This is a genomic window from Staphylococcus capitis subsp. capitis (genome assembly GCF_040739495.1).
Taxonomy (GTDB): Bacteria; Bacillota; Bacilli; order Staphylococcales; family Staphylococcaceae; genus Staphylococcus; species Staphylococcus capitis.
In genome coordinates this window covers 1,666,577-1,680,905 of sequence record NZ_CP145263.1, presented here as the reverse complement: position 1 = coordinate 1,680,905, position 14,329 = coordinate 1,666,577, and the positions used below count along the sequence as shown (strand labels likewise).

12 protein-coding genes are annotated in these 14,329 nt (G+C 33.5%); 6 read left to right on the top strand and 6 right to left on the bottom strand.

Translation table 11 applies throughout. From position 1 onward, the window contains the following. The first annotated feature begins 293 nt into the window (after nucleotides 1-293). On the top strand, nucleotides 294-821 hold the full coding sequence (locus tag V6C74_RS08340) for a DUF4064 domain-containing protein (protein WP_002452963.1): 528 nt from the start codon (nucleotides 294-296) through the stop codon (nucleotides 819-821). 152 nt (nucleotides 822-973) lie between these two features. Here the strand turns inward: V6C74_RS08340 and V6C74_RS08335 are convergent, their stop codons facing one another. Together V6C74_RS08335 and V6C74_RS08330 are read right to left on the bottom strand one after the other, a co-directional pair. Next, nucleotides 974-2,320 carry an Nramp family divalent metal transporter gene (locus V6C74_RS08335; RefSeq protein WP_002452964.1) on the bottom strand — a complete coding sequence of 449 codons (1,347 nt, stop codon included), beginning with the start codon at nucleotides 2,318-2,320 and terminating at the stop codon, nucleotides 974-976. Nucleotides 2,321-2,456: 136 nt separating this feature from the next. Beyond that, a complete protein-coding gene (locus V6C74_RS08330) occupies nucleotides 2,457-3,068 on the bottom strand; it encodes a YktB family protein (RefSeq protein ID WP_002452965.1) in 612 nt (203 codons plus the stop codon). 175 nt (nucleotides 3,069-3,243) lie between these two features. Here V6C74_RS08330 and V6C74_RS08325 point away from each other — a divergent pair, with 175 nt between their 5' ends. After that, the gene (locus tag V6C74_RS08325) at nucleotides 3,244-4,074 is read left to right on the top strand and encodes an inositol monophosphatase family protein (RefSeq protein WP_002452966.1); all 831 of its coding nucleotides are present in this window, start codon (nucleotides 3,244-3,246) and stop codon (nucleotides 4,072-4,074) included. Between the two features lie 72 nt (nucleotides 4,075-4,146). On the opposite strand, the gene V6C74_RS08320 is transcribed toward V6C74_RS08325, so the two are convergent. After that, entirely contained in the window at nucleotides 4,147-4,338 is a 192-nt protein-coding gene (locus V6C74_RS08320) for a DUF5325 family protein (RefSeq protein WP_002452967.1), read from the bottom strand. 99 nt (nucleotides 4,339-4,437) lie between these two features. Between V6C74_RS08320 and typA the strand changes: the two genes are divergently transcribed. Next, entirely contained in the window at nucleotides 4,438-6,285 is a 1,848-nt protein-coding gene (typA, locus tag V6C74_RS08315) for a translational GTPase TypA (RefSeq protein WP_002452968.1), read from the top strand. Between the two features lie 251 nt (nucleotides 6,286-6,536). Here the strand turns inward: typA and V6C74_RS08310 are convergent, their stop codons facing one another. Beyond that, on the bottom strand, nucleotides 6,537-6,743 hold the full coding sequence (locus tag V6C74_RS08310) for a YlaI family protein (RefSeq protein WP_002452969.1): 207 nt from the start codon (nucleotides 6,741-6,743) through the stop codon (nucleotides 6,537-6,539). Between the two features lies 1 nt (nucleotide 6,744). Continuing rightward, nucleotides 6,745-7,227 (bottom strand): hypothetical protein, encoded by a 483-nt coding sequence (locus tag V6C74_RS08305; protein WP_002452970.1) that lies wholly within the window; start codon nucleotides 7,225-7,227, stop codon nucleotides 6,745-6,747. A 144-nt stretch (nucleotides 7,228-7,371) separates the two neighbouring features. On the opposite strand from V6C74_RS08305, the gene V6C74_RS08300 reads away from it, so the two are divergent. The 3 genes from V6C74_RS08300 (at nucleotide 7,372) to V6C74_RS08290 (ending at nucleotide 13,026) form a co-directional block, all read left to right on the top strand. Beyond that, on the top strand, nucleotides 7,372-7,647 hold the full coding sequence (locus tag V6C74_RS08300; RefSeq protein ID WP_002435383.1) for a YlaN family protein: 276 nt from the start codon (nucleotides 7,372-7,374) through the stop codon (nucleotides 7,645-7,647). Nucleotides 7,648-7,983: 336 nt separating this feature from the next. Next, nucleotides 7,984-9,207 (top strand): FtsW/RodA/SpoVE family cell cycle protein, encoded by a 1,224-nt coding sequence (locus V6C74_RS08295; RefSeq protein WP_002452971.1) that lies wholly within the window; start codon nucleotides 7,984-7,986, stop codon nucleotides 9,205-9,207. Between the two features lie 369 nt (nucleotides 9,208-9,576). Then, entirely contained in the window at nucleotides 9,577-13,026 is a 3,450-nt protein-coding gene (locus V6C74_RS08290; protein ID WP_016898773.1) for a pyruvate carboxylase, read from the top strand. Between the two features lie 210 nt (nucleotides 13,027-13,236). Here V6C74_RS08290 and V6C74_RS08285 read toward each other — a convergent pair whose 3' ends face one another. Next, the gene (locus tag V6C74_RS08285; RefSeq protein WP_002452973.1) at nucleotides 13,237-14,145 is read right to left on the bottom strand and encodes a heme A synthase; all 909 of its coding nucleotides are present in this window, start codon (nucleotides 14,143-14,145) and stop codon (nucleotides 13,237-13,239) included. Between the last annotated feature and the right edge of the window lie 184 nt (nucleotides 14,146-14,329).

The window sequence follows — 14,329 nt, the reverse complement described above, 5'->3', positions numbered from 1 at the left end:
GGGACAGAAAATATAATTTGTCAAAATTATTTTCGTCGTCCCACCCCAACTTGCATTGTTCGTAGAATTTCTTCCAAAAGAAATTCTCTATGTTGGGGCCCCGCAGCAAGGATGACTAGGATTGAAAGAAGCTTGATATAAGCGCACTTTCAATTCAGACATCTACTGCCAATATATTGAGTGAGGTTGAGACAATGAATTAAGTCTCAGCCTCTTTTTATATGTGTTCGCTATAAGATCTAATTTTTAGTATTATTAATTTTAGAACGTAACAAAGAGGAGTGTAGCCTAATATGAGTAAAAAAACAGAAACTATCTTAGCATGGATAGCTAATGGTTTAAGTATTATATATTTATTATTAACTTGTTTATCACTGACAGTGATGAAAAGTGGTCATAATCAACAACAATATAGAGATTTAATGAAACAAATGTATGGGAATGACCAAAATGTTACCTCTGATATTTTAATAGCATCCATGATTTTTTCAATTGGATTTTTAGCATTCTCTACAATATTAGGTATTTTTGGGGCCTTAACTATTAAAGGTCGTAAAAATCTAGCAGGAGGATTACTTGTAGCTGCTGCAGTAACTGGTTTGATAACTATGAATCTCATTGCCATGATTTTATGGATTATTGCAGCTATTATGTTGTTTAGTAAAAAGAAAGACAAATATAATAATAAACATCTTAATCAAATTAATGATAATCATCAACTTAAAGATGATTACCGTGAAAATACTCAATCACATGATAAAGAATGGGATCCAGATAAAGAATTAAAAAATCACAAAAAAGATGATCCCTACATTTATTAAGTTTTAAAGAAAAGAAATTTTTAAGTTTATAATATTTAACAATAGTTTATTAAAAAAATAAGTGACTCAACATGTCTGATTTTACTAAAGAAGCACAAAGATGATTTTTTAATCGAATCATCTTTGTGCTTTTTTAAATAATAATGAAATTTTTATAATTCTTGGAAAGTTTGAATGATTAAGTAAACATTTAATCCGCTTAGAATTACAATAAGCGTCCATGAAATAATATTAACCCACGTTTTATTAATAAAAGGTCCCATTAATTTTTTATTACTTGTAGCAAGTTGAAGCGGTATTAATGAGAAAGGTAAGGCGATACTTAGAAAGACTTGTGAAAATACAAGTAGTTGTTCAATCTTTTCAGAGTTACCCTTGAAGATAATTAAACAAATTATAACTGGAATAACTGCAAGCGCACGTGTGATTAATCTACGTAACCAGTTAGGGATGGATAAACGTAAAAATCCTTCCATAACAATTTGACCAGCCAAAGTACCTGTAATAGTTGAATTCTGACCAGAAGCTAATAAAGCTACTGCGAATAGTGTACTCATGATTCCACCTAAAGTTGCACCTAATACTGGTTCAGTTTTTAAAGCATGATATAAATCGTAGAAACCACCTAAATCATTTGTTTTAGTTCCGAAAAATAAAGCTGCGCCTAGAGTCAATAATAAACAGTTTACTACAAAAGCTATAGATAATTGAAGGTTTGAATCAATTGTAGCGTACTTAATTGCTTGAGCTTTCTCTTGGTTATCATGTCGATCATACTTACGAGACTGAACTATAGAAGAATGTAAGTATAAATTATGTGGCATGATTGTCGCACCAATAATACCTAAGGCAATATATAAGATACCTTGATTTGTAACAATTTCTTTATGTGGTACAAAGCCATTTAATATGTCAGTTAATTGAGGTGAAGATATAAATACTTCAAATACAAAAATCGCTAATACTGTAAATATTAATGTTCCAACAATAGCTTCAATTTTTCTAAAACCGAAGCGCATAATGAATAACAATAAGAAAACATCGAATACAGTAATTAATGCGCCGACAATTAATGGGATACCAAAAATTAAGTCTAATGCGATAGCACTACCAATTACCTCTGCGATATCAGTAGCAATTATAGCCAATTCAGCGATAATCCAAAATATGATAGCTACAGGTTTACTTAAAAAGTGACGTGTCATTTGCGCAAGATCTTTACCAGTTGCTATTCCTAATCTAACCGTCATACTTTGTAATAACATTGCTGCTAAACTTGAGATTAAAATCACGAATAGCAAGGTATAGCCATATTGTGCACCACCCTGCATGGATGTAATCCAGTTGCCGGGGTCCATATAACCTACTGCGACGAGTAAACCAGGACCTAAAAATGCTAAAAATTTCTGGCTTGCACTACTTTTATGGTCAAAATGAATCGTATTATTAATTTCGTCTAAACTTCGTTGCTGTTCATAGTTGTCGTCTTTTAACTTCAATCAAATCACTCCTAAAATCTTATGAAGATATATTAACCTAAACAAAAAATTAGGTCAACCTAAAAATATTGTGAGACTATAAAAAAGCTTGAATGGAATTCTAAAATTTCCATCCAAGCTTGAAATTATAAATGTATTATTGATAAAACCTTAAAAATGCATCAAATGTCTCTTCAACAAACTGTAAAAAGGCTTTATCACTTTTTAATCTTTTATCGGAAGGTTGAATTTCTCGTGCAATGAAAAATTCACCTTTTTTAACATTGATAGCGCGATCAATCGCTTTATGAAGATCGTCGTCACTCATCTCTTTTATAAGTGTCTTATCAGGTTTCATATGATCTAAACAAACACTATAGTCTTCAGGTAAGTCTTTTATTTTATCGAAATGCTTTTTAAATATTTTCATCTGATCGGCTTTATTTTTAGCTTCATGCATGACGCCAAACATTACAAATAATTGATCTCTAAATAATCCAATTTGAAAATGTGGCAACATCTTATATCCACGTTTATTAGGAGCAAATGCTACCCACGTATCTTTTGGCGGATTGACACTACGACGCGCATGTTTAGCTACATGAGGGTAGAACTCTTCGCCAGTTTGAGAACTAAAATAATCCGCAAAGTATGTACCTAAATTATTTAATTGAGGTCTAACGTATTCATTGAGCGCCTCCATACGATTGTCTAAACCTTCAACATCGAAAGCTTTGAAATCTTTTGGAGCAAATGTATATTGAGTCATTTTAAGCCTCCTAATTATTAATTACGTATATTGTAGCACAAGTAAGTACTACTAACCTAAAGTATAAGCTTTTTGAGCAAGTGTTTGATTTATTGAAAATAAGGTATATCAATGTGTATTAATATAATTTTCTAGTGTACATCATGTATAATGGTAAGTAATAGGAGATGATACGATGGCATTATATGATTTTGCAAAGGGAATCATTTTAGAGGCTGGTAATAAAGTTCGTCATATGATGAAAGAAGATTTGGATATAGAAATGAAATCTAATCCTAATGATTTAGTTACAAATGTTGATAAGGCTACCGAAAATTATCTTTATGAAACAATCCATCATAATTATCCTGAACATCGCGTTATAGGTGAAGAAGGGCACGGGCACGATTTGAAAGATACGCAAGGTGTCATTTGGGTAATAGATCCAATTGATGGTACGCTTAACTTCGTTCATCAAAATGAAAATTTTGCGATATCAATTGGTATTTATCATAATGGGAAACCATATGCTGGGTTTGTGTACGATGTAATGAGAGATGTTTTATATCATACTAAAGTCGGTGAAGGTGCCTTTGAAAATAGCCATCAATTAAAGCCACTAAAAGATACTGAACTTAAAAAAAGTCTTATAGGTATAAATCCTAACTGGTTAACTAAACCGATAATGGGTAAAGTGTTTACGCCAATCGTTGAGGATGCTAGGAGCGCAAGAGCTTATGGTAGCGCAGCATTAGAAATTATAAGCGTAGCTAAAGGCCAACTCGCTGCATATCTCACACCAAGATTACAACCATGGGATTATGCTGGAGGCCTGATGATATTGAATGAAGTGGGAGGCGTAGGTACAAACTTATTAGGTGACCGTCTAGAAATGAATCAACCTAATTCTATTTTAATGGCTAACGCAAAACTTCATCGTGAGATATTAAATAATTATTTATGTGAATTTGAAGAGATAATTGCTACACATCATGAAAAGCGATTTGGTAGACAACGAGAAAAATAAAAAAGCAGAGACGATTTATTTTCGTCTCTGCTTTTACTCATTGATTGAGTATTAAAATGTAAGATTTCTGGGCTATAGCCAGTTGTTTTCTCGGTATTTCTTTTTAACAGTGAATCCAACGCCAAATGTTGCAATGAGTAATATAAATGTTAAAATCATCCATGGAACGTTAGCAGCGCCTAATGCAAAACTAAATGATACTAAGAAAATGACTGCTAAAATAGAAAATACCCAGAAGATGCCTTTTGATTTTTTTTGTTGCATCCCATACCCCACCTTTTACTTATCTTTTCACTAATATATGATATAATAAAACAGTTGTAATTAAAAGTGGGAGTTTACTCAAGAAAGGAAATTTATAAAATGACTAATTTAAGAGAAGATGTTCGTAATATAGCGATTATTGCGCACGTTGACCATGGTAAAACAACTTTAGTAGATGAGTTGCTTAAACAGTCTGGTATTTTCAGAGAAAATGAACATGTCGACGAACGTGCAATGGATTCAAACGATTTAGAAAGAGAACGTGGTATTACGATTCTTGCTAAAAATACGGCGATTGATTACAAAGGTACTCGTATTAATATCTTAGATACACCTGGCCATGCCGATTTCGGTGGGGAAGTTGAACGTATTATGAAAATGGTTGATGGTGTTGTTCTTGTAGTCGACGCCTATGAAGGTACAATGCCACAAACTCGTTTTGTTCTTAAGAAAGCACTAGAACAAAATCTAAAACCTGTAGTGGTTGTAAATAAAATTGATAAACCTGCTGCACGTCCTGAAGGCGTAGTTGATGAAGTATTAGACTTATTTATCGAATTAGAAGCTAATGATGAACAGTTAGATTTCCCAGTTGTCTATGCTTCAGCAGTTAATGGTACAGCAAGTCTTGAATCAGATAAGCAAGATGAAAATATGCAATCTTTATTTGAAACAATTATTGATTATGTTCCAGCACCAATTGATAATCAAGATGAACCGTTACAATTCCAAGTAGCTTTATTAGATTATAATGATTACGTTGGACGTATAGGGGTTGGACGTGTATTCAGAGGTAAAATGCGCGTTGGAGATAACGTGTCATTAATTAAATTAGATGGTTCAATTAAGAATTTCCGCGTAACTAAAATATTTGGTTACTTTGGTTTAAAACGTGAAGAAATTGAAGAAGCACAAGCAGGGGACTTAATCGCTGTATCAGGAATGGAAGACATTAACGTTGGTGAAACAGTGACGCCACACGATCATCAAGAAGCATTACCTGTTTTACGTATTGACGAACCTACACTTGAAATGACTTTCCGAGTAAATAATTCACCATTTGCTGGACGAGAAGGTGATTATGTTACTGCACGTCAAATTCAAGAAAGACTTGAACAACAACTTGAAACAGACGTTTCATTAAAAGTAACTCAAACTGATCAACCAGATGCATGGATTGTAGCTGGACGTGGTGAGTTGCACCTTTCAATCTTAATTGAAAATATGAGACGTGAAGGTTTTGAATTACAAGTTTCTAAACCTCAAGTAATCTTAAGAGAAATCGATGGTGTGTTAAGCGAACCATTTGAACGCGTACAATGTGAGGTGCCTTCTGAAAATGCTGGTGCAGTCATCGAATCTTTAGGTGCACGTAAAGGTGAAATGTTAGATATGATGACTACCGATAATGGTCTAACTCGTCTTATCTTTATGGTACCAGCACGTGGTATGATTGGTTACACTACAGAATTCATGTCTATGACACGTGGTTATGGTATTATTAACCATACTTTCGAAGAATTTAGACCTCGTGTTAAGGCTCAAATTGGTGGTCGTCGTAACGGTGCTCTAATCTCTATGGACCAAGGTCAAGCAACATCATATGCAATTATTAACTTAGAAGACCGTGGTGTAAACTTTATGGAGCCAGGTACAGAAGTTTATGAGGGTATGATTGTTGGCGAGCATAACCGTGAAAATGACTTAACAGTCAATATTACGAAAGCGAAGCATCAAACTAACGTGCGTTCTGCAACAAAAGATCAAACTCAAACTATGAATCGTCCTAGAATTTTAACTCTAGAAGAAGCATTACAATTTATCAATGACGATGAATTAGTTGAAGTTACGCCAGAAAATATTAGATTAAGAAAGAAAATCCTAAATAAATCAGCGCGTGAAAAAGAAGCAAAACGTGTTAAACAAATGATGCAAGAAGATCAATAAACATAAAAAAGAGAGTGGGACAGAAATATAATTTGTCAAAATTATTTTCGTTGTCCCACCCCCAACTTGCATTGTTTGTAGAATTTCTTTAGGAAGAAATTCTACAAACAATGCAAGTTGGGGCCCCGCGGCAAGGATGACTAGGATTGAAAGAAGCTTGATATAAGCGCACTTTCAATTCAGACATCTACTGCCAATATGTTAAGTGAGGCTGAGACAATGAATTATGTCTCAGCCTCTTTTCCTTAAGATTAATTTTTATCGAATGACTGCTGATTTTCTGCTTCAGAAATTTCATCCATCACTTGTGGTTTACGTTGTTTAGGTGTATCTAAACGACTTTTACAATCATCGCACATAAAGGTGCGAATTGGATTGTTTCTCAAGCGTTTAGCCTCAACTGTATTTTCATCAATAAACACTTTAGTATCACAAATGATACATTGAACTTCTAGCACATTAAATCACCTCTATATGAGTTACATATTTGAATTCATATGTATACCCATCTTCTGGTACATAAACAAAGCTATCAACTGCATTATCACTATATAAACGTTTGCCATCTTTCGCGAATTGGAAGAATAAGTATGGTAATAATTCAATAGGTACTTCGATAGCATCATTGTCATTATAAAGTTTAATAGTTGTTGCTTCATCACGTGGTTCAGCATTTTTGAAAAATGGTGTCATATTAATGACGAAAGATCCTTCTAAAACTGAACGCTTTTTATATTTAATTTCAGAATCAAGTGTGGGAGGATTTGTTTGTCCTTCTAAAATAGCTCGATTCCATTCAGTGTTATCTTCAAATTTAACAGGTCTAGTACCGTCGAAAACCCCACGTTCTAAATCGTCGATACTTACTTTTCTGTCATCGAAAATCCAAGTTGTACTATCCAAAGAGATAGGAAACTTTACTGCGCCCTTAATTTGGATCATATATGCCCACTCCCTCATTTTTTATCTTTAATTATTTTAACATAAAATCATAGTGACATAATTCAAATTCACTTGCTTTTTAATACCTATTAAGATAAACTTCTAATGTGAAGATATTAATTGAAATGATAGGGGGAGTATGTCATGGCTAACCAATCGAAATTAAATAATGCGGCATATGACCAGTTGAATAAAGATGCTGATAGAATTTTACATCTTATTAAAGTTCAGATGGATAACTTAACTTTACCTTCTTGCCCGCTTTATGAAGAAGTGCTAGATACTCAAATGTTTGGCCTTCAAAAAGAGGTTGATTTCGCTGTTCAACTTGGTTTAGTTGATAAAGAAGATGGTAAGCAATTAATGTTAAGATTAGAAAAAGAACTTTCTAAATTACATGAAGCTTTCACAAATGTTTAATGTTTTACTTACAATAGATATAACATAACGCACATATTTTAAGTGTCAATATGAACTGCGTTAATAACATATATAATTACGACAACGTATAAGCTTAATCGTACATATACGTCATCGTATGAGTGACTGAGATGATATCTAAATGTGATGTCCTTCTCAGTCATTTTTGTTTCAAGGTTATCTTTTAAATTAAGTAGCTGATTAGCCTAATAATATTTGTTTAATTGAAGGGTTCAAGTATATAATAGGTAAGACAGCTTTTTAAAAAGTGAAGATAAATGAACTAAGTCAACGAAGTGATTAACTTTAAAAATTTAGAATTGGATGATCTAGTATATGAATAATTTTAAAAATATAATGCGGTATATTGGAAAAACTTCTAAATTTATCGATTATCCATTATTAGTTACATACGTACTCCTTTGTTTGATTGGATTAGTAATGGTATACAGTGCAAGTATGGTAGCTGCAACTAAAGGTACTTTAACTGGTGGTGTAGCCGTTGCAGGAACTTACTTTTATAATAGACAGCTTTTATACGTTATTATGAGTTTCGCCATAGTCTTTTTTATGGCATTTATTATGAATGTAAAAGTGCTTAAGAAGCCTAATGTTCAAAAAGGAATGATGATTGGTATTTTCGTATTACTATTACTGACTTTAGTCATTGGTAAAAATATCAATGGTTCCAAAAGTTGGATTAATTTAGGTTTTATGAATTTACAGGCATCAGAGTTATTAAAAATTGCCATCATTCTTTACATACCATTTATGATTGAAAAGAAAATGCCCGCAGTAAGACAAAACATCAAGTTAATTTTAGGTCCAATTCTATTCGTAGTAACGTGCCTGGTTCTTGTTCTTTTCCAAAAGGACGTTGGGCAAACAATGTTAATATTAATAATCTTCTTCTCAATCATTTTCTATTCTGGTATAGGTGTCCAGAATATATTGAAATGGGGACTATTAGTTGCATTGGGATTTGTTATTATTGCCTCGTTCATGTTGATATTACATATGGTTCCTAGCTATTTAGAGGCACGTTTTAGTACGTTAACGAATCCATTTGGTCAAGAATCTGGTACAGGGTATCATATTTCTAATTCCTTAATGGCGATAGGTAATGGCGGACTATTTGGACGAGGATTAGGTAACAGTATTATGAAACTGGGTTACTTGCCAGAACCACATACCGACTTTATCTTTGCAGTTATTTGTGAGGAGTTAGGTCTCGTGGGTGGTTTATTAGTAATTATTTTAGAATATTTCATTGTGTACCGAGCATTCCAATTAGCTAATAAAACAAATTCATATTTTTACAAATTAGTATGTGTTGGTATTGCAAGTTATATAGGAAGCCAAACATTTGTTAATATTGGTGGTATTTCAGCTACAATTCCATTAACAGGTGTGCCGTTACCATTTATTAGTTTTGGTGGTTCAGCAATGATTAGTTTAAGTATTGCAATGGGGCTTTTATTAATTACTGCTAAACAAATCAAACAAGATGATAAACGTCTAAAACAACGTAAAAACGATATGAAACGCCGTTATAATTAAATATGTGATTTAAGACAATCGATAGCTAAATGATGATCAAGAAGTTGAGATCAAATTGCTATAGATTGTCTTTTTTATTTTTTTAAAAAATTAAAATTATGTAAAGCATACATTCTAAACTAGCGCGCATATTCTTTTAATGATAAAATTATGTTATCGATAGTAATAAGATTATGTAAAGTTATAGATGTATTTGATTTTCCTCATGTAGAGGGTTCTCACGATAACTATGTTGTATTGTAAAGTGTTACAAAAAATTAAATTATCTTTAACTTTGTAAATTACTATAGAATTATTCAATCATTTAAGATAAAATCTTATTATCTAATTAGTTAGAAAATTCAAAAAATACGAGGGGTGTCTTCGCTTTTGAAACAAATAAAGAAGTTACTTGTTGCTAACCGTGGTGAAATTGCCATCAGGATTTTTAGAGCAGCAGCAGAGTTAAATATCAGTACAGTAGCAATATATTCTAATGAAGATAAAAGTTCATTACATAGATATAAAGCAGACGAATCTTACTTAGTAGGTAGTGATTTAGGACCTGCTGAAAGTTATTTAAACATTGAACGCATTATCGATGTAGCGAAACGTGCAGGTGTTGATGCGATTCACCCTGGATATGGTTTTCTAAGTGAAAATGAACAATTCGCACGTCGTTGTGCGGAAGAAAATATTAAATTTATAGGTCCACATCTTGAACATTTAGATATGTTCGGAGATAAAGTCAAAGCAAGAACAACTGCTATTAAAGCAGATTTGCCTGTTATTCCTGGTACAGATGGACCAATTGAAAGTTTTGAAGCAGCTAAGCAATTCGCACAAGAAGCTGGCTTCCCACTAATGATTAAAGCAACTAGTGGTGGAGGCGGTAAAGGCATGCGTATTGTACGGGAAGAAAGTGAACTTGAAGATGCTTTCCACCGTGCTAAATCTGAAGCTGAAAAGTCTTTTGGCAATAGCGAAGTTTATATAGAAAGATATATTGATAATCCTAAACATATTGAAGTACAAGTCATTGGTGATGAACTAGGCAACATCATACATTTATATGAAAGAGATTGTTCGGTACAACGACGACATCAAAAAGTTGTTGAAGTTGCTCCTTCAGTAGGATTATCTAACAGTTTAAGAGAACGTATTTGTGAAGCAGCCATTCAATTGATGGAGAACATTAAATACGTTAATGCTGGAACAGTGGAATTTTTAGTCTCAGGTGATGAATTCTTCTTTATTGAAGTCAATCCACGTGTACAAGTAGAACACACAATTACTGAGATGATTACAGGTATAGATATCGTTAAAACTCAGATTTTAGTAGCTGATGGCGAGTCACTTTTCGGTGATAGAATAGCTATGCCAAAACAGCAAGATATTCAAACGCTTGGATATGCGATTCAATGTCGTATTACTACTGAAGATCCTTTGAATGATTTTATGCCAGACTCTGGAACAATCATTGCATATCGTTCAAGTGGTGGATTTGGAGTTAGATTGGATGCGGGTGATGGTTTCCAAGGGGCTGAAATCTCGCCATATTATGATTCTCTACTAGTTAAATTATCTACGCATGCAGTTTCATTTAAACAAGCTGAAGAAAAAATGGAACGTTCACTACGAGAAATGCGTATACGTGGAGTTAAAACGAATATTCCGTTTCTAATCAACGTGATGCGAAATAATAAATTTAGAAGTGGAGACTATACAACTAAATTTATAGAAGAAACACCTGAATTATTTGATATCGCACCCACACTTGATAGAGGTACAAAGACACTTGAATATATCGGTAATGTGACGATAAATGGCTTCCCTAATGTAGAACAACGTCCTAAACCAGATTATGAATCAACATCAATTCCAAGAGTATCTCAAGAACGTGTGAATCAATTATCTGGTACGAAACAAATTTTAGATGAACAAGGACCTAAGGGTCTTGCTGATTGGGTACGAGCACAAGAAGATGTACTCATTACAGATACTACATTTAGAGATGCGCATCAATCATTACTAGCCACTCGTGTAAGAACGAAGGACATGATGAATATTGCATCTAAAACAGCTGAAGTATTCAAAGATAGCTTTTCATTAGAAATGTGGGGCGGCGCAACTTTTGATGTGGCTTATAATTTCTTAAAAGAAAATCCATGGGAACGTTTAGAAAGATTACGTAAAGCAATACCTAATGTCTTATTCCAAATGTTATTACGTGCTTCTAATGCTGTTGGTTACAAAAACTATCCTGATAATGTTATTAAGAAATTTGTACATGAGAGTGCCAACGCAGGTGTAGATGTCTTCCGTATCTTTGACTCATTAAACTGGGTCGATCAAATGAAAATTGCTAATGAAGCTGTACAAGAGGCAGGTAAAATATCCGAAGGTGCTATTTGTTATACAGGAGATATTTTAAATGTCGAACGCTCTAATATTTATACATTAGATTACTATGTGAAAATGGCTAAAGAGCTAGAAAGTGAAGGTTTCCATATATTAGCTATTAAAGATATGGCTGGTTTGCTTAAACCTAAAGCAGCAAATGAATTAATTGGTGAATTACGAGCAGCTGTTAATTTACCTATTCATCTTCATACACACGATACAAGTGGAAATGGTCTGTTAACTTATAAACAAGCTATCGATGCAGGTGTAGACATCATAGATACAGCTGTTGCTTCAATGAGTGGATTGACGAGTCAGCCTAGTGCGAATTCATTATACTATGCTCTCAATGGTTTCCCACGCAATTTAAGAACTGATATTGAAGGTTTAGAAGAATTAAGTCATTACTGGGCTACTGTTCGTCCTTACTATGCTGACTTTGAGAGCGATATTAAGTCACCTAACACTGAAATATATCAACATGAAATGCCTGGAGGTCAGTACTCTAATTTAAGCCAACAAGCTAAAAGTTTAGGTTTAGGTGAGCGATTTGATGAAGTCAAAGATATGTATCGTAGAGTGAATTTCTTATTTGGTGATATCGTTAAGGTTACACCATCTTCCAAAGTAGTGGGTGATATGGCGCTCTACATGGTACAGAATGATTTAGATGAATCATCAGTACTTAGCGATGGGTATAAACTTGATTTTCCTGAATCAGTGGTTTCATTCTTTAAAGGTGAGATTGGTCAGCCGGTAAATGGGTTTAATCAAAAGTTACAAGAAGTTATTCTTAAAGGTCAACAACCGCTTACTGAGAGACCTGGTGAATATTTAGAGCCAGTTAACTTTGATGAAATTCGTGAAGAGTTAGCTGATAAGCAACAAGGTGAAGTGACAGAACAAGATGTTATAAGTTATGTCTTATATCCGAAAGTGTATAACCAATATATTCAAACTAAAGAGCAATACGGTGACTTATCATTACTTGATACACCGACATTCTTGTTTGGTATGCGTAATGGTGAAACGGTTGAAATAGAAATTGATACAGGTAAACGTTTAATCATTAAACTTGAAACAATTAGTGAACCTGATGAAAATGGTAATCGTACAATTTATTACGCCATGAATGGTCAAGCACGTCGAATTTATATTAAAGATGAAAATGTGAAAACAAATGCTAATGTCAAACCTAAAGCTGATAAAACTAATCCTAGTCATATAGGGGCTCAGATGCCAGGTTCTGTCACAGAGGTTAAGGTTGCTACAGGTGATGAAGTAAAAGCGAATCAACCATTGCTGATTACTGAAGCCATGAAGATGGAAACTACGATACAAGCACCATTTGATGGTGTTATTAAACAAGTGACTGTAGTAAGTGGTGATGCTATTGCTACAGGTGATTTACTTATTGAAATAGAAAAGCTATCATAACATGCGAATCCCGCCCGATTGTGTGATAATTAAAAGTTTACACAATCGGGCGGGATTTTATATATGCTAGCAATGATGTATTACATATGTATAGGTATATAGAACGCGCCCTTCAAGGATAATTAGTTTAAGTTTACCTTGAAGGGCGCGTTTATAAATATTATTTTCAATTAACCTAGAAATGAAAGGTTAAAAAATCTTGTTGTGATACTACTTCATGCTACGAGTCGTTCTTAACATCAATAAGATGAAATAGGCAATCATACCGAATAAATAAGTGATAAATAACGCATGGAATAATGCAATTATTAAATTTACATTTGTTATCACTGAGAGTGCACCTGTAATAACTTGTAAAATAACTAAAATAAATGCAGCTGTATAACCATAGCGTACTGTACGATTGTCTGGATAATTTTTAATAGCATGAATAAATGTGAACATAATCCACATAAAAGTGATAAACGCCATACCTCTATGAGCGAATTGTACCCAATCATGCGCATTATGCGGCACAATATCATTAAATGGAACTGGCCATGCACCATAAGCAAGACTTGACTTAGTATGTCTTACTAAAGCACCAGTGTAAATAGTAAGGTACACGATAATTGCCATGAGCCATGTTAATGTTCGCAGTGGCTTCTTAATAAATAATTCATCAGCTTCATATTTCTGGTCGACTGAAAATATGATTAAAGTCATAACAAATACTGATGAAAAACTAATTAAAGAAATACCGAAATGTAATGCAAGAACATAAGCATTTTGTTGCCATATAACGGCTGCGGCTCCTATTAGCGCTTGGACAAGTAAGAAAGCAACACTAATGATTGAAAGTGGTTTGATTTCTTTAATATATCCAATATTCTTCCATGCTGTAATAACTAACCAAAGCACAACGATAAGAGAAAGACCTGATACAGCTCTGTGGCTTAATTCAATAATCGTCTGAATTGGTAAATTTTGAGGAAGAAGTGCACCATTACATAATGGCCATGATGATCCACAACCATCTTCTGATCCTGTTTTAGTTACGAGGGCGCCACCCAATTGAACAAAGGTCATAATAATCGTAGCTAAAACACCTAACCATTTAAGGTTCTGCTTTCTAAACAATGATAAACACCCCATCATTAATTAAAGTACTTATTTCATTGCCATCATTTGTCATTAATCTTAACTCTACTTATTGCATCACATATTGTGAGTATGAGACAAAAGATATGCTATAAACTGTTTTGACACTTGTTAGTTTTAGTACTTTAGATTAATGTACATATTTTTACTTTTAACTTATTAT